Annotated in this window: 1 protein-coding gene; it reads right to left on the reverse strand. The window is 69.9% G+C overall.

The window, feature by feature from the left end:
* Positions 1-249 precede the first annotated feature (249 nt).
* A complete protein-coding gene (locus tag ACFY93_RS12900; protein WP_391357022.1) occupies positions 250-18,168 on the reverse strand; it encodes a hypothetical protein in 17,919 nt (5,972 codons plus the stop codon).
* Between the last annotated feature and the right edge of the window lie 17 nt (positions 18,169-18,185).

Genomic DNA, 18,185 nt, shown 5'->3' on the forward strand with positions numbered 1-18,185 from the left:
GGTCGTGATCGAGGACTACGTGCAGGACCGGACCGACCCGGCGGTGCATGTGCCTGGCGCCACGACTCGGATCCGGCGAACGACCGGGCGGTCATCAGGGCCCTGGGGTAGCCGAAGGACCGTCAGCCACCTGCGGCTTCCCCCCTGGCCGGACGTGCCGTCAGAGGCGTGCCCACCATGTGGGTCGGCGGGTGGGGAGCCGTTGCGTCGAACGGTTCATGCAGCATCGTCGCTTTGGCGTGGTGCCGTTCACGGATACTTGAACTCGACGTCTGCCCGGTTGAAGGGGACTTCCCGCTGCAGCATGGCCTGAGGACGGATGAGGTCTTTGAGTAGGAACCGAACCAGGGCGCCGCCCGACATATGCCTCAGACGTCGGGCCACGTCGGGACGTGTGTGCTCGATGCGGGCGAGCTCGACGACACAACGCTGTGCCAGGCCTGGGATGATGTCGCGACCGACGAGGACGTTCGAAGAGGGATGCTCTCCGCGGGAGTTCGTGATGCCGGTACCGTGATAATGGGTGACGCTGGTCCCCTCCACCACATCCGCCGGCCTGTGGATGCGGACCCGGCGATAGTATTCCAGAGAATCCGTGAGTGCCTCTCTGCGCTCCCTCTTCAGCTTTTCCAGCTTCCTGTGGTTGAGTTTCGACAATTCGATCCGCAACGTGGCTTCCTCCCTGCGAATCTTCCGCATTGTCGCGACCATCGCGTGCACAGCGGCCGGGCTGCGCAGCTCAGTCAGCCGACCGGCCGATTCGGCCAAGACAGCCAACCGCTCCACACGAGTATCGATGTCGGCATAGAGCTTCCTCATTTCGTGGACGCTCCTCTTCAGTCTCCCTTCTGGAGATTTGGCGGGAACCGAGGGATACAGGTCCGACCGACCGGTCGGTTCCATCTCTTCCTGGAGCTCCGGGTCGGTGGTGCGGACGTAGCTGATCAGGTATCCGTCGGCATCGGCGCGGATGGTGGGGAACTCGCTGTCGAGGAAGTCGTTCAGCATCACCCAGCCGTTGTTCTCTTCGAGTGCACGGATGGGAAGTGTGATGCGTGCAGGATCGTCGCCGCCGAAGCGACTGGGGCGAAACTCCGCACGCTCCGACTCGATATAGAAGAAGACGAACCCGTGATTGGCCAGGCCTTCGGAATCGAAATCTGCGGTGTTGTGCTGGATGTCAGGCACTTCGTCCTCCAGCACGGCGAGTGACTTGAGTGCGGGGCGTTGATGGGGCGCATGCCTCGGACCGAGGATCTTCTGTACCCGCTCGGCCGGCGAGTAGTGCCGCAGCACACACTGCCGCAAGGCGGCTTCGATCTCCGTCTGCTTCTGGTCCACCCACGCCGGGCCCGTTCGGCCGGCGGCCGCGTGCAGTCTCCGCACCCGGGAGACGGCGAGATCTCTCCTCAGGGACTGCAGAGTTTTTGTGGACAACGATTGGAAATGTTCCAAGTAGGCACCGGTGAACATGTCGCCATACATTTCAGGCTTGCGCCAGAGTGCACCGAAATGAATCATCAGGAAGTAGCCGTAATTTCGCACCTGATCACTGAATCTTCTGATGTCGCTGCTGACCAGATGATTCGCCTCTTGCAGGTAGGAGGCGTGAACGATGCACCATCGTCGGACACCCATGTCGATGCCCGCCAGCCTCTCGATACGTTGTAGTTCGCGTTGGAAACCAAGCGCAGCCTCGAGGGCTGAATCCGGATGCTTGCCCAGTTCGTAGTCGCCCTCCTTCAAAGCCTTGAGATGAGCGAGCTTCGTCTGGCTGTAGACACTTGAGCGATTGTTCAGTCTGTTCACGGCCTCGTTCACCTGACTCGGCGGTTCGGGCCACGGGTACTGGTTCGCCGCGTGGTGGGATCCGGTCAGTGTGCTCAGCTCGAATGCCTCCCCCTCGTTGTCCGGGTCGGGTGGCGTCGAGGCGAAGTCGTGCATGTGGGTGTCCCCGTCGCTGTCGGCCTGCGGCGGAGCTTCGGGTGTCGGGGGGACGGAGTCGTGCATGTGGGTGTCCCCGTCGCTGTCGGCCTGCGGTGTGTTGGCCTCCTGTGGCACGTATGCGTAGTAGCTGCCGCTCAGTGTCGTGGTGGTGGTGTTGAAGCCAAGGTGCAGTCCTCGGGAGTACGAGTCGTCGTACTCCACATCCATGAAGTGCGCTTCGTCGAAGACGTTGTTCATGGTGACGTCGATGGTGGATGCGACGACCGGAACCTTCAGCACATCCGCCAGGCGCTGAGCCGGCGGGTATGTTCCCGCGCCGGCCTGACACACGACCATGTGGATGTGAACTCCGGCAGGCAGTGTGCCGCCGTACATGGACTGGATTTCGGCCGCCGCTGCCTGGCCGTCGCTGAACTGATGACCGTGTCCGATGATGACGAGCTTGGAGCCGGGCTCGAGACTCGTCGGGCCGGGCAGGACATCGCCGCGCTCCCGCATCAGGGCGCCTTCGAGGATGCCTGTCTCGAAGGAAGGGATCTTGAGCACTGCGTCTCCCGGCTCGATCGTCAGCCCTGCCACGGTCGAGTCAGTGGTCGCGGACGTGGATCCGGTGAGTGTGCTCAGCCCGAATGCCTCCCCCTCGTCGTCCGAGGGGTCGAGGAAGTCGCTGGGGGACGGTGAAGGCGGTGACGGCCAGGACGCGTAGTCCCGGTCCTGTGAGTCCTGGCTTGGAGTGGGCGAGAGCCGTGGCGAGGCATCGGCGGGTCCATTGCGGGCATCGTCAGTCGTCGTCGTGGTAGTGGCCGTGGTCGGCGGATCCTTGAACTCGACGTCCGAACGAGTAAAGGGGACTTCCCGCTGCAGCATGGCCTGAGGCCGGACGAGGTCCTTGAGAAGGAACCGGACCAGGGCCTCGCCTGACATGCCCTTCAGGCGTCGAGCCACGTCGGGGCGAGTCATCTCCATGCGGGCGATCTCGACGACGCAGCGCTGTGCCAGGCCGGCCATGACGTCGCGGCCGACGAGGACGTTCGAGTCCACCGGCTCCGGGCGGACGTCGTTGAAGACGAGACCCTCGTAATGGGTCTGCCCGGGCTCCGCCGCTGTCTGCCCCGGTCTGTGGATACGGACCTTGCGGAAGTAGTCCTTGGATTCCTTGAGAGCCGCTTCACGCTCCTGCTTCAGTTCATTCAGCTTTTCATGGTCGATATTCTTCAGTTCCGCCCGAAGAGCGTCCTCCTTCTTCAGGAGCTGTCGCATGGCCCCGACCAGTGAGGGAGCGTCGTCACCTTTCTCCGCCAGTGTGCTGGCCCGTGCGGCAGCAGCGGCCATTTCCAGCACGAGAACCTCGGCATTGAGATGGAGCATTCCTATTTCATGGACGCTCCTCCTCAGCTTCCCTTCGGGAGATTTGGCGGGAACGCTGGGGAAATCATTCGGATCGCCCAGTGCGTAGAGCTCACTATGGAGGGCATGGTCGGGTTTACGGACGTAGGAGATCACCTGTCCCTGCTTGTTGGCGCGGAGGGTGGGTATCTCGCGGTCGAGGAAGTCGTTCAGCATCACCCAGCCGTTGCCCTGTTCGAGCGCACTGATGGGGAGTGTGACGCGGGCGGGCTTGTCACCGCCGAACCGGCTGCCGCGGAAGCCTGCTTGCTGCGACTCGATGTAGAAGAAGACGAAGCCGTGGTTGGCCAGCTGGGAGGAGTCGAAGGTGCCGGTGTTGTGCTGGAGGTCCGGTACCTCTTCCTCCAGCACCGCGAGGGACTTGAGCGCGGGATCCGGATTGGGGGTGTGCGTGGGGCCGAGGATCTTCTCTATGCGCTCGGCCGGCGAGTAGTGTCGCAACACGCAGTGCTGCAGGGCGGCTTCGATCTCCGTGCGCTTCTGATCGACCCACGCGCTGCCCGTTCCTCCGGACGCCGCATGCCGTTCCCGAGCCCTGGTGACAGCAGGGTCGTGGTCCAGCGAGTGCAGGGTGTTCGCCGAAATGGACGAAAAATAGCCGACGTACGATCCGGTGAATGCGCTTCCTCTGACTCCGGGTTCATTCCAGAGAGAACCGAAATGGCACATCAGGAAGTAGGCGTAGTTTTGCGCCTGCTCGCTGAACACCATGATTTCGGCTGCAATCTGACTGGTCGCCTGTTGCAGGTAGGAAGCGTTGTCGGTGCACCATTGACGGACCCCGGAGTCTGTGTTCGCCAATGTCTCGATGTTCTGCAGTTCACTCTGGATTCCGAGCGCATACTGGAGAACCGCATCCGGATATTTTCCCCGCTTGTAGTTGCGCTCTTTCAGGGCGGTTAGATGAGAGTTCTTCACCTGGTTGTAGATATCGGAACGATGGCCCAGCCTCGCCACGACCTCGTGTACCTGGCTCGCCGGCTCCGCGTCTTCCTGGAGTTGGTTCGCCACGGACCCGGACCCGGTCAGCACGTTCGGTTCGGATGCCCGCATCATGCCCAGGGAGGGTGCACTGCCGATCGAGCGTACGGGAGAGGGCGGCGGGAGGACGGCAGCGTCGACGGCAGCGGACCGGGTCCGCGACGGCTTCGGCCGCGGGTCCGGGGTGCCGGGCGTCAAGGGGACGAAGTCGCCGTCGCGCCGGCGGAGCCTGAGGTGAGGGCTGCCGTCAGGGGAAGGGCCGGGGTACGTGTGGGCGGTGCCGTCCTCGTCGACCAGGGTGACGGTGGTCCGCATCGCGGCTGCGGCCCACTGGGCCATCGCCGGGTCGGCCGAGGGACCCCACGATGCGTCGGTCAGCTGACGGCGCACGTCCTGTTCCGGGAGCTCCGGGCTCCGACCAGGCGTGTGAGGGCCGGCTTGGGGTGGAGGGCTGGACAGATGGTCGCCTTGGTCCCGACTGCCGGGGAGGTGGTTCAGGTGCAGTAGTTCGGTGGCCGGCAGAGCAGCGCGGAGGCGCAGCCGTACCGCTTCCTGACGGCTGTGCCCAGGCTGCTCGGCAGCGTGACGCATGGCCGCGGAGAGTGCACCGAAGAAGCCGTTGCCGCGGCCGGACCGGGTGCCCTGGACGTAGGTGGTGCCGTCAGGTGCTGTGAGCACTCCGTCGCGGTCGATGCGATACCGCGGAGCGCCGCCGATGCGAGGCAGCCCTGACGGGGCCGCCTGGCTGCTGTGCGCAGGGGGTGGGGTGCCGGTGTCTGAAGGCGCGGTGTTCGCATGCTCGGTCCCGGGAGGTCGGCTTTCCGAGGCTTCTTCGAGCGGGCTGCCCGAAGTGCCGTCGTCCGGGTCGGAGCCGGGCGTGTCGAGAGAGGTCCCCGCCGCCGAAGAGGTCGGCGCGTGGGTGGTGACCGGGGCGGGGGTGCCCGGTGGAAGGGCGGCGTGGAAGAAGCCGTCGGCCGTGAAGAGGACCGGGTCGGCGGTCGGGTCGACGGCGGCCGCATCGCCGCCGTGCGGCAGGAAGAGCTGCGCGCGGCCCTCGCCGGTCACCACGGTCAGCGGGGTGCCCAGCACCCGGGCGGCCAGGGCGGGCAGCAGGTCCGCGCCGCCGTGGTCGCCGGCGCGGCGTTCCGGCCGGGCGGGCTCGCCGTCCGGGGGTGCGGCACTGTCCTGTCGCGGCTCGCTCACGAAGGGCCGGGAGAGGGCCGCGGTGGCCAGGGCCACCCGCTGGGCGGGGTTCGGCCAGAAGGTCTCCGGGAGACGCCCGAAGGCATCGAACTCGGCCTGCTGAGCGGGCGTCAGCTCCACGCCGGCGGCGTTGAGCTCGTCCTGGCTGAACGTGTCCGAGACGTCCAGGGCGAGAGCGTCCAGCAGGTCCTCGTTGCCGTCCGCGCCCAGGGCCCAGGCGAGCCGGTCGCGGGCCGCGCCGACGGCCTCGTTGACGACCTCCGGGTCGCCGGGGGCGTTGGTGAGGCGATCGGTGAGGTCGGTGCCGAGCAGGTGGGGGAGGCGGCCCCGCGCCTCGGCGGCGGCGAGCAACGCGTGGAAGAACGAGGCGCCGTCGTGCGGTACCTCGTGCACCTCGCGCACCGTAGCCCCGTCCGGCGAGATGAGCGCGCGGGGGCCGGAGTCCCCTCCGCCCGTGATCCGGTACTTCTCGGGCGCCTCGGAACGCCATGCCGGGTTGCTGTGACTCGGTGACGGATCCGGCGCCGGAACCGAGTTCCGGTTCTGGTGATGGGCGGTGACACGGGAGGCGTGGAGGTGCAGCCGGTGAAGTTCCGAGGCGGCGGCGTCGGTGCGCAGTTCCCAGCGGCGCACCTCCCCGCGGGCGGCCTGCCAGGAGACGACCGCCGGGGACTTGGCCATGGCCGGCGGCAGGTCCGTGCGGCCGGAGCCGTCCTCGCCGAGCGCGGCCTGCTCCTCGGGGCTCATCCCGAGCCACGTCTCCCGCGCCCGTGCCCGTGCTTCGTAGTAGCTCTGCTCGGCCGCGGTGAGGTCACCCGTCGCCTTGGCCACGTCCTTCCACGCGTTGCCGGCCTCGTCGGGGAACGTGGCGTCGTCGAGGAGGCCGTGGTCCCGGGCGATGTCCTCGCGCAGCCAGACCAGGGCGGTGGTCTCGGCCTCGGCGGCGCGCGGGCCGCGCACGGGCTTGCCGAGCGCGTGCAGCATCTTGTTGTCGGTGATCCGGTGTTCCACCTCGGCCACGGCCAGCCAGCTGACCGGCAGCGCGAAGAGCATGCTGCGGGCGGGGGCCACCTTGACGTGGTCGGCGAGAGTCGTGTCGACGGTGCCCTTCTGCCCGATGCCGTCGTTCGTCCCGGCGATCGGCACCGTCGTGCCCGGGGTCACCATGCCGGCGCTGGAGGTGCTGACCAGCGGTCCGGTGCTCACCGTGCCCTCGACGTTGTCGGCGATGCCGGCCTCGTGCGCGTCGGAGGTCTTCGTCCGCCGGCTGCCGTCCATCTTCGGCTTGTGCTCCACGGCGAGCAGCCGGGCCCCGCGGCGGTGCATCTTCGCGTAGAGGCGGGAGTCGGCGGTGTGGAACTGGCCGAGGAGATCGGCGGAGGCCTGGACGGGCAGTGCCGATCCGTTCGCGCCGAGCGCCTCGCGGAAGCCGGAGGTCAGGCCGGTCTGCCCGGTGGCCTCCTGCTGCAGCTGGGCCGCGGCGGTGCCCAGGCCGGTGAGCGGGGTGAAGCGGGCCATGCGCAGCCGTTCGGTGAGGACGCCGCCGGTGTGCCGCTTCCCCAAGTCGTTGTCGACGAACCCGTCGGCGCGGGCGGTGGCGAGGGTCAGGGCGTCCCCCACGTTGGACGCGCCGATGATGTCCACGGCGACGATGCCGGAGCCGATCCGGTCGTCGAAGGGCAGGATGTCCGGGTCCGCGCCGCCGTCGGCGCCGGGGCCGCGGTCAGTGGTGCCGCTGTCGGGGGAGGTCCGCCAGACCGCGACGCCCTCCGGGCGGGCCTGGGGAGCCGGCAGCATCCGTACCGCCCGTTCCGGTTCCGGCACGGCCTGCTCGGTGAGGGTGCCGTCGTCGCCCTCGCCGACCGGGGTGAGCAGGCTGGTCGGTACGAACTCGTTGAGGCTGCCGACCGGGGCGGTGACCGGCGGGACGATCTCCTCGCCGGACATGTCCGTCGTGGTGACGGTCAGGCGGTAACTGGTGACGGTCTCGACGTGTGTCTGGGTGGTGGCCATCGACGGCAGCGACGCGTGGCCGGTGCTCTGCCCGCTCGTGCTGGACCATTGCCCGGCCGCGGTGCCCTGGAGCATGGGGTTGGCGGCGAGAACACCGCCCTGAGTACGCGCGCCCACGCCGAGGGACAGCTCGGCACCGCTCTGTTGGGCCTCGCCCTGCGCGTCGTCGCGGGCGGTGGCGCGGATGTCCTCGAACTCGAAGCCGGTACGCAGGCGTTCCACGGTGGTGGTCACCGGGATCAGCCGGATCCGGACCTGGCCGGGGCTCCCGCCGACCGGCAGGTGGTGCGGACTGGACCAGGAGCGGTAGCGGATCGGCAGCGGCATTCCGTCGGCCGTCAGTTCCTGCCGGTTGGCCCGGAGGAAGTCGGGCGACAGACGCTGGAGGACCTGCTCCCGGTCGTGCGAGGGCACCCCGATGTCCTCCAGCCGCGGCAGCAGTTCGCGTGCCACGGCGCTCGCGTCGAGCTGGCCGCTCGGGTGGGCGGGGAGGGGGCGGCCGCCGAGGAACGACGGCATCCGGTATCCGCCGCCGAGGTTGCTCGGAGTGGAGGTGCCCAGGCCGTCCGGCGCGAGCCCGGCCCCGATGACGTCCTGCATCGGCAGGTGGAACATCACCGCGTCCCGGATCTGCTGCACCGCGGCGGCGGCCCGGCGTGGGGCGAGGCCGTCGGCGAGGCGCCGGGAGAACCGTCCCGCCGCGGAGCTGATCGCGTTCCCGGCACGGGTGCCCACCGCACCGAACGCCGCCGTCCAGCGGTCCCGCACCGCGATGGTCTCCACGACGTCGGCGACCACCAGATACATCCGGCCGGTGAACTTGAGCGCGGTGTTGCGTCCCGACGTGAGCGTCTGCGTGACCTGGCTGGTCCTGCCGCGGGAGTACTGGAGCCCGGCCGTGTAGGAACCCGCCGCCACGGGTCGGCCCGGAGGCTGCTGAAGCGGACGGTCGGCACCCTGGACCCCGGCGGTGAAGCGGGAACCGCTGCTCGCACCGCCGACCAGACGGTGCTCGGCGCCCAGGGTCGCCTCCAGGCCGGACCGCCGCGGGTCGCTCTTGACGCGCACGTTGCGCAGTTCCCCGCGGACCGCGCCCTTCAGGTAGTGGGTCCGGAACGGCCCGGCGCCGACCAGGCCACTGACGCGGGAGCCGAAGGGGCCCAGGTACTGCCCGAGTTGTGCGGTCACACCGAGGTTCGCCACCGCCCGGCGCAGAGCGGTGCCGGCGCGGGTCCCGGGCGCGTTGACGTGCCAGGAGTCGCCCGTGGCGCGATCGGCGGTGTCCTGCATGAGCTGCCGGCGCTGCCCGCTGCCCTCGACGCCGAGTACCACGTGCGGGGCGCTCAGCAGATGGCGGGCGAGCTCCCGGTCGGCGGAGCCCTCGACCGTCGGCCGGCGGGTGCCGTCCAGGAGGTGGTCCGCATCGGTGGAGGACAGCTGCTCCGGCGCGGGCGCCGGTGCACGGGACGGACCGTCGACGGGACCATGACGTGCGGAGCCGTGCGCCGCCGGCACGGCCAGCTCCACCCGCCCCACGGCCTGGCTGTCCCCGTGGAACAGCGGACGCTCCGCGACCTTGCTGACGAAGTAGCCCGTGCCGAGCAGGCCGACGGAGACGAGACGGGCCCAGCCGCGCGGCCGGCGGTGGCCCTCGAAGGTGGCGTCCAGCTCCACCCGGTAGCTGTAGAGGTCGGAGCTCTCCTGGAAGGACAGGTGGTCGTGAGTCACCGCGACGGTGCTGCGGGTGGCCTTCTGGGTGGTATGGGCGTAGCGCCCGCCGACGGCCACATTGCCGGTGTTTTCCCTGAACGCGGGTTCGGCCACCTTGCCGTGAGTGCGCGGCGAGACTCCCACCTCGATGCCGGCGGAGAGGGTGGTGTCCGCCTGCTGGCCCTGGCCGGAGACCTCGGTGCCGATCACCGCGTTGCGCATCGCGCGCTCGCTCAGGGTGGTCTCGAACCGCCGGTCGGTGAGGCGCGCCCGCAGGACCAGGACGTGGTGGCCCCGGCGCACCGTGCCGTCCTCGGTGAGGGCGACCGGCACCCCGGTCGTCGTCAGGTCGTCCAGGCTCTGCGCCAGGGTGGGCCGGTTCAGCGCCTCACGCACCTGCCGCTCGTTGTGCAGGGCCGTGCGTATCCGCCCGTCGCCGTACCACAGTCCGGCCAGCCGCGGGTGCTTGAGCGCCCAGGGCGAGAGGAACATCGACGGGTACGACTGGTGCAGGGTTTCCAGTACGGAGTCCGAGAAGACCCGCAGGGGGTCCTGGGGGGTTCGGGGGCCCTGGGGGCCCTCAGGGATCGGCTGCCCGGCGGCGTCCTGACGCGGGCGGTCGGGGCGGAAGCCTTCGGCGCGGACCTGACCGCTCAGGTGCACCGGGTCCTCGGGAGTGAGATACCAGGGAACCGGCGGCTCGGCGTCCGGGTCGGGTCCGGTCCGTCCGGGGGTGCGGCTGTCCCAGCCCGCCAGCCGGCGTGCGTCCTGGGTGGACATCCAGTCCAGGGTGACCACCCGGACCGGGCGGGCCTTGGACGCCGGCTCGCCGGCCTTGCGCACCATGAGGGTGCGCTCCACCTGGTAGAGCGCGACGGGGCGTTCGCGTACCAGACCGGTGGTTTTGCGGGCCGCGTCGTTGCCGAGGCCGTGGGACCGTCCGGTGCCCAGGTCCGCGCGGACCAGGGGGCCGCCCTGGATCCGGATGTCGGTCTCGGGACCGACGACGGTGCCGTTCGGCCCGCTGCTGACCTGGATGCCGAAGCGTGTGTCGCGGACGTGACCGCGCTGGTTCTGGTACGTGGTCTGGGTGAGTTCACGCACCTCGGTGCCGATCGACTCGGTGACCAGCGTCGCCCGGTGCGGGATCGAACGCTCCACGACCAGGTGTCCCAGCGGACGCTGACGGCTGCCTCGGGTCACCTCGGGTCCGCTGACCGGACCGGCGAACCGCCCGAACAGCGGGAGCAGTTGCGCCGGCTGGACGAAGGAGACCAGCCTGCGGTGTGCCGAACTGCCGGGCCGGGCTCCGGAGAGCACGAGCACCAAGTCCTCCGGGGGGTCCACCAGGTGCAGTCCGGTGGTGTCGGAGACACGTGGTTCGCGCCCGTCCGGGAAGGTGAGCGTCTTCGGGGCGCGCCGGGGTCCCTTGAACGGAACGGTGAGCGCGTCCGGCAGGCGCCAGGTGAGCCCGTCCCGCACGGCGAACGCCGCGGAGTGCACCTGGCTGCGCTGCCGGCGGGGCTCCGGCGGGGGCGGGCTGTCCGGCCGGCCCGGAACAGGGTTGTTCCGGTCGGTGACCGGGCCGCTCTGCGGCGGTCCGGCGGGCGGAGGGTCCTGGCCCACTGTCCCGGGTCGCTTGGTGAGGCGGCGACGGGGCAGGACGAGGCGTTCCACCCGCACCTGGTAGTAGACGTCGTCCAGGTGCAGGTGCGAGCCGTCCGGCTCACGGCTCTCCGACTGGTGGTACGTCTGGGTGCCCAAGGCGTAGTCGGTCCTGCGGGTCCAGCCCAGCGAGGCGCTGATCTTCAGGATCCAGTTGAGCGGCGGGCCCAGTCCCAGGGCTCCCGCGATCCGGCGTCCCGTGCCGACGCTGCCTCCGACACCCGTGCCGGCCTGCCCGCGCCGCGTGGTGTCCAGCTTGACCGTGCTGCCGTCCGCGTCGGAGAGACGCTTCCAGTGGTGGTACGGAATGGCCTCGACCCGCATCTCGTGGCCGACCCCGGACTTCTCGCGGCCCACCAGGAGTGCGCCGCGCGGGGCGGTGAAGGCGCTGGGCTGCTCCGTCAGCAGCCGCAACAGCTCGGCCTCGTCGAACTGGGAGCGCAGCTTCGAGGGCAACTGCCCGAGGATCTGCTGTGCCACCTGCCCGGGTGAGCGCAGGGTGAGGACGCCGGGGCCGGTGAGAAGTCCGGTGGGCGGGCTCTGCCGGGTCCCGCTCGGGTCGCCGTCACGCGGACCGGACTGCGGGCTGATCAGGACGGAGGGCAGCGCACTGCCGTCCGCGAAGGTGAAGGTGCGTGGGGCCGGGCGCGGCGGAGAGACGTCCGGTCCGGTCATCAGCTGTGCCGGGCGATTCCGTTCGAGCCGGGTCTCCAGCGGCACCCGCTCGTCGGGGTCGGGTCCGACCAGGTCGGGGGTGCCTCCCATGTCCTGGAGCCATTGCGTGAAGGGGCTGGGCTGTTGAGGGGTGGGTGTGGGAAGGTCGGTGACGCCGGCCATGTCGTGCAGCCATTGCCTGAGGGTTTCCTGCGGGTCGGGTCCGTACAGGTCCGGGGTGCCTCCCATGTCCTGTAGCCATTGCCCGAACGGGTCGGACTCCCCGGGGGAGGCGGCGGCCGATGTGCGCACGGGAGGGAAGGGGACCAGCGCGCTGTAGTGGTCGGTGCCGTTGTAGTCCAGGTGCAGGGTGCCGCCCCGACCGCCCGGATGGAGGCTCGTGACGAGCATGCTCCCCGGCGACTGCCGGTCGGGCTGGACGAGCCGCAGGTCGAGGTCCAGGGTGTGGGCCAGAGCCTGGGGCAGCAGGTCGGAGAAGGGCGAGGCCCACAGCTCGGGAAGCCGGGCCGCCGTGGCGATCAACTGCTCGGTGCCGATGCGCCGCGCGTCGGCGGGAGTCGGGGCGAGGGCGGCGAGGTGCGGGTAGCCGCTCTCCACGAGGATCCGCTGCCACTCGCGAGGGTCGCCGTCGGTGACGACGGCCTGTGCGATCTCGTTCCAGTGCTCGGTGATCCGCTGCCGCCCGGCCGGGTCCTCCACGCCGGCCAGGGCGTCCATACGCAGGTCGTCCACCACGGCGAGCACGGGGTCCGGGGTGGCCTCGGCGGCCGCTGCGGTCAGTTCGGACCCGGTGAGCCGGTCGGCCAGCAGCTCGCGCAGCCCGGCCACGTTCTGCGATGCCCACGCGGGTGGTATGTCCTGGCCCCGCGCGCTGTCGAGCAGCGCCCGGAACAGGCAGTTCCCGTCCCCCGGGGTGGTCAGGCGCATGTAGGCGGTGCCGTTCGCGTGCACGACGACCGGAGGGTTGGACGGCGTGGTGACTCCGTCGGTGCCCCTCGGGTCTTCGACGACGCTGCCCGTGCCGTCCGCCACGGGCACCAGGTCGGTCCTGCGGCGCGCGAGTTCGGCCAGGTCCCCGGGGCTCAGGGCCAGCTCGGACAGCGGCAGCGGCGTACTGGAGAGCGACCATGTGATCCGAGCGGACGGCGCGTAGCCGAGCCCCTGCACGTCTTCCGGAGCGACGAGCGTCGTTGGCGGGAGTACGGGCGGTGGTGGGGGCAGCAGGGTGTCACGGGCGGTGTCGGACTCGGCGGTGCCGCGCAACCCGGCCGCGTCGCGCAGGAACCCGGTGTACTGCTCGACCGTGGGGTCGGCCCCCGGATCGGCGGCGGTGCCGCCTGTCGCGGCCTGCCGGCCGGTGACCATGCGACGCAGCAGGTCCGGGGTCATCCGGCCGTCGCCGTAGCGCGCCGCGGTGTCCGGGCCGAGCCAGCGCAGCCCGTCCACGAACGCGAGTCCGGCGAGCAGGTCCCGGTTCTCCGGCTGCTGCTCGGCGTCCGGGCCGAGGATCTCGCGCAGTGTGCGCACCTGCTGGAGGGTACGGGCCTGGGTGAAGGCGTCGACCGGTTCCGGGCCCGAGTGCAGCCCGATGTCGCGTGCGAGCCGGTCCAGATCCGGGCCGCTGGGCTCGGGAGTGAACAAGCGCCATTCTCCGGGCCCGTCCGGGCCCTCGACGAGCACGGCCTGGACGTTGCCGTGCTTGTCCCGGACCGTGCCCGGTTCGGTGGTCGGCGCCCAAACGGGTCGTCCCGTCCGGTTCGCGACATGCTGCGCCACCGGCAGCCCCGCCACCTCCGGCTGCCGTCCGGTCTTGCAGGAGTACAGCACCAGCGGCCCGTCGCCGCCGAAGAGCTTGAACACTTCGCCCGCTTGTACGCCGTTGACCGTCACGGTGGGATACGCGGCGTCATGGCTGCCGAACGTGACGGTGCGGGGCGTGCCATGACCCACGAAGTAGTCGGCACCACTCTCGGTGCCCGAGCCGGGGAGGGGTGAGGGTGCGCCGGTGAATACGACACGGGGCGGTGGCGGGTCCGGGGTGGGCCCCGCCCCCGGATTGCCGAGGGTGGTGCGCACGCTGCGGAAGGTGCCCTGACCGAGCAGCTCACGACGAGCCGCGCCGCCCGCCGTTCGGTCCTCGGCCGGGCTGTGGGAGATGGACAGACGCTGGACCGGGTGTCCGGGCTGGGGCTTCGCGGATTCCTGCACCCAGAACCGCAGCTGGGCGACGGGTACCGTCCGGCCGTCCGTGGCGATGACGACCGGATCGCCCGCGGGCACCGTGGAACCGTTCCTGCCGGTGCCGGTCTGGCCGTGCTTCGCGGGCCGCACGATGATCCGCCCCTGCGGGGAGGCCGCCGCCGGAGGATTGGCCGGAGGCATGGGCGGGGGCATGGGCGGGGGCGGGGTGCCGCCGGGCCCGAGCCCAGCGCCGGGACCGGGGACGTGTCCGCCGCCGCCGGAGTCGGGGACATGCCCGTCGGGTCCGCCTTCGCCGCCGTGGCCCGATTGCAGGTACAGATCGGTGGCCGACTCGGCGGAGGGGTAGGAGTCGTACGGCGTCAGGTAACTCGAGTTCGGATTTTGCGTACTCGAATAGCCGTGGCTCGGGCCCTGGGGATTCGAGTAGCCGTGGCCTGGGTCGTACGGATTCGGATAGCCCTGGCTCGGGTCGTACGGATTCGAGTAGCCGTGGCTTGGGTCGTACGCATTGGCGTTGGGTGTGGGGCTTGGGTAATGGGACAGTTGGGAACTGGGCATCTGCTGTGAAGGGGGAGCGAAGCGGGTGAACCACCCGGGCACCGTGTTGCCGTGTGCGTCCCAGGTCTGCGTCGAGCCGTAGCCGGAGCTGTTCGTCGTGCCCGGGATGCGCCGGATCCGGACACCCCATCCGGTCGGTGCGTACCACGTCCGGGTGGAGCCGTGATCGTGCATGTACCGCGCGAAATCCGCGGCCGCGGTGGCCCGGGGGTGGCCGGAGAGGCAGGACATGAGCAGCCCGTCCTGGTCCGGGACCAGTTGGGTGGCCTGCCGGTACCCGGGGTGGTGTCGCAGGATACGGCCGAATGTGGCCCCGTCGACCTTTAGTTTCATGACGGTTCCGCCGCCGATGTTCACCGGGAGGTCGAAGAATTCATTGCTCGCATGAGCATGGACGTACAGGGGACGGTTATTCCATGGCGCAGGAAGGGCAGGGCCCATGTGATAACGCGGTGATTGCGGGTCACCTGATTGGGTTATGCTGTAGGCCTCTGTGTCCGAGGTCCGGTATCTCTGCCTCGCCCAGTCTGTGACCTGCTCAATATCTCCAGGCGCGGTCGGGAAGGATATCCCGATCAAATTCCCGTCATAGTCACGCATCGACTTCGCCTGCACATCGCGATAATCAAACTGGTAGTACTCCCCCCGGGAGTTGATGCCGCCCAGCGGGCCGCCCGGTCCCCGAGCGGGTCCGGCCAGTGTGCTCAGCTCGAATGCCTCGCTCTCGTCTGAGAGAGGGGGCGGAGGGGTCGGGCTTTCGGGCGTCACGCCCTTGCCGTGCAGGGGAGACACCGGCGTTGAGGGCGTCTTCTCGGGCCTGTCCGTAGCGGTGAGGAGCCGGTCGCCCCGGTCGTGTGTCTCGGTGCTCTGGGTGACGGGGCGGGGCGCCGGGGCGGGAGTGGCGCCGAGCGCGTCGGCGAGCGGCAGCAGTACATCCGCGCCAGGGAACACCGTGTCCGCGGTGTCCATGGGGCTTCCGGAGTTCCGGACCCCGGCCGGACCCGCGGGGCTCCCGGTACTGGCCGGCGTCGCGACGGGCGGGCCGGTCAGCGGGCGAACCCGGACCGGCGCGCCCGGTCCCTCACGGGTCAGCTCGACGGAGGAACGCACGGGACGCCCTGTTCCGTCCGGTGCGCTCACCGGCCCGAGCACGACGGCCCGGTCGGTCCCAGCCGTGTCCAGCAACTGGGCCGCCTCCGGCGTCCCTTCGGCCGGGGGTGCCCCTTGCGAGACCAGGATCGTCAGCGGCGACGTCTGAGCGGGAGCGGCATTCTCCGGGACCGGGTCACCAGTGGTGACGTCGCTGGTGTCGCTGGTGTCGCTGGTGTCGGCGGTGTCGGCGGTGTCGGCGGTGTCGGCGGTGTCGGCGGGGGAGTCGGGGTTGTCGGTGGTGACGGGTGGCGTGGGTGTGTTGCGGTTGTCGGTGAGGGCGGAGTTTTCGGGTGTGGGGGCGTTTTGGGGGGGTTCTTGGGTGTGCGCGGGGGTGTTGGGGGTGGTTGTGTCCTGGGGTTTGTTTTCCGGTGTGGGGGTGCTCTGGTGCTGTGTCTGGGAGTTGGGTGTGTCTTGGGGTGGGGTGGTTTGGCGGGTGGGGGTGTGGTCGTTCGGCTGGTGGCTGGTGTCGGGTGTGGTGGGGGTGTCGGGACTGTCAACGGTGCTGCTGGGCGTGTTGGGGGTGCCGCTGGTGTCGCCGATATGGGGGGTGGGTGTGTTGGGGTTGTCGGTGGTGACGGGTGGCGTGGGTGTGTCGCGGTTGTCGGTGGGGACGGAGTTTTCGGGTGTGGGGGCGTTTTGGGGGGGTTCTTGGGTGTGCGCAGGGGTGTTGGGGGTGGTTGTGTCCTGGGGTTCGTTCTCCGGTGTGGGGGTGCTCTGGTGCTGGGGGCGGTCGTGCGTTTGGTGGCTGGTGTCGGGCGTGGAGGAGGTGTCGGGGCTTTCGGAGGTGATGGGGTCGCCGGTCCACGGAGGGGGCGTGGTGGGCGCACCGGCGGGGGAGTCGACCGAGGTGCCCGTGCCGCTGCCGACGGTGTGGGGGACCGTAGAGGGAGGAGGCTCCACCGTGACCGGGCTGCCGAAGCCGTACAGGATCCGGCTGACCTCCTCGGTGTCGGTCTGGACGGCGGCACTGTTCCCGGTCGGTACCACCCGGATCCCGGGCACCTGGGAGAGGGTGTTGTACAGGCCGCCCCGGATGCCTGTCTCCGTGCTGGTGGGCGGCTGGGAGCCACGCATGCCGGCGAGGTCGCGCAGTGCCTGTTCGCGCATTTCGGGCGACCCCTTGTGCACCTGCTCCCACAGTTCGTTCTCGGCGGAGGGCGCGGGGTCCGACCCCTGAGGGTGTGACGTCGGGGGCGCGGGGTCCGCCCCTTGGGTGTGCGACGGCGGGGTCCCGGCGGTGTCCGGCACCGGACTGCTCGGGAAGCGGGACGGCGGGGGAGCCGACGGGGTGCCGTCGTAGTCTCCGGTGCTCGTGGGCGAGCGGCCGTCGGACGAGCCTCCGGGGGTGGGGGCACCTGTGCCGCCGGACACGGTGGGCGGCCGGTTGCGCAGGTTGTCGACGGCGTGGCGCACCTCACCGCCGATGTTCTGCGCGGTGTCGCTGAGCGTCGACTCGACGTGGCTGCTGAGCCCCGCGCCGGCGAACGTGTCCCAACTCCAGGACCACTCGCCGTAGAAGCCCCCCTTGACCACGTACTCCCCAAGCCCCTCACCGGAGCCGGAGGCGGCGAAGTCGGTCGTCGCCTTGAGCCCGTAATGTCCGGCCACGGCGCCCGGCCGGTGGTGGAAGCCGCGCAGGTACGGGTTGTTCCGCCACAGCTCGGGATTGTTCCGGAAGGAGAGCGGGTGGTCGCGGGAGGTGACCGGCGGCTTCTTCGGGGGGGCGGGTGCGGGGTTCGGGCTGTTGCCCGGGGGGTCGGGGTGGTTCTTCGGGGGGTCGGGAGTGGGGTCGGGTTTGGGGTCGGGGTGGTTCTTCGGGGGGTCGGGAGTGGGGTCCGGTTTGGGATCGGGTGTGGTTTTCGGAGTGTTGTCCGGAGGCCCGGGGGACCACCTCTTCGGCAGGTCGGCGCCGTTCTTGAAGTCGAGGTCCGGGCCGTTCTTGAAGACGTTCTTGTCGTAACCCTTGACGATCTGCTTGGCAATGTCGTCGAAAATACTGGTGAAGGCACCTGCGGCGGCACCGAACGCAGCTGCCTTGAGGACGTCGCCCCAGTCGATGCCTTTGGGCCGGCGGCCGTCCGGGCCGAAGGACATCATCGCCAGCTGCACCGCGAAGTCGGTGAACGCCTCGGCGATCGCCTCACCCAGCGTCGGTGTCAGATGCAGTCGCTGGAGCAGGCGAAGGAGCGAGGCGAGGATCGCGAACCGACTGCGCAGCTTGGCCAGGAAGAACTGGCTGGCCGAGGCACCGCCGGTGAAGTAGGCCAGCACCATCAGGACGGCGAGCTCGATGAGGAGCCTGACGACCTCGGCGATGATCTCCCACTTGGACTTGATGATGTCCGTGGAGCTCTTGATCCGGCCCTCGGCGATCGCGTCGAGCTGCCCCACGAACTCCTTCAGAAGGTTCTTGCCCTTGTCATCGGTGAGCAGGCCCATCGCGTCGGAGTACGACTTCGCCACGTTCTCCGGCATGGCCCCGGAGATGGCGTGGACCGACTCGGTGATCAGGGCAAGGAGCCGCTCCAGCTTCCGCCCCAGGCCGGAATAGGACAGCCGGTCGTCGTAGGCGAGGTCCTCGTCCGCGTCGATGAACCGTTCCCCGGTGAGGGCGAAGACCACCCCCCTGACCTCGGGCGAAGGCTGGAGACTCATCGGTGCCCGCTGCGCAG

Source organism: Streptomyces sp. NPDC008313, from assembly GCF_042956125.1.
Taxonomy (GTDB): Bacteria; Actinomycetota; Actinomycetes; order Streptomycetales; family Streptomycetaceae; genus Streptomyces.

What these genes read in the sequence shown, in the direction of transcription:
- ACFY93_RS12900 (WP_391357022.1), bottom strand. Translation starts at nt 18,168, where the DNA reads ATGAGTCTCCAGCCTTCGCCCGAGGTCAGGGGGGTGGTCTTCGCCCTC.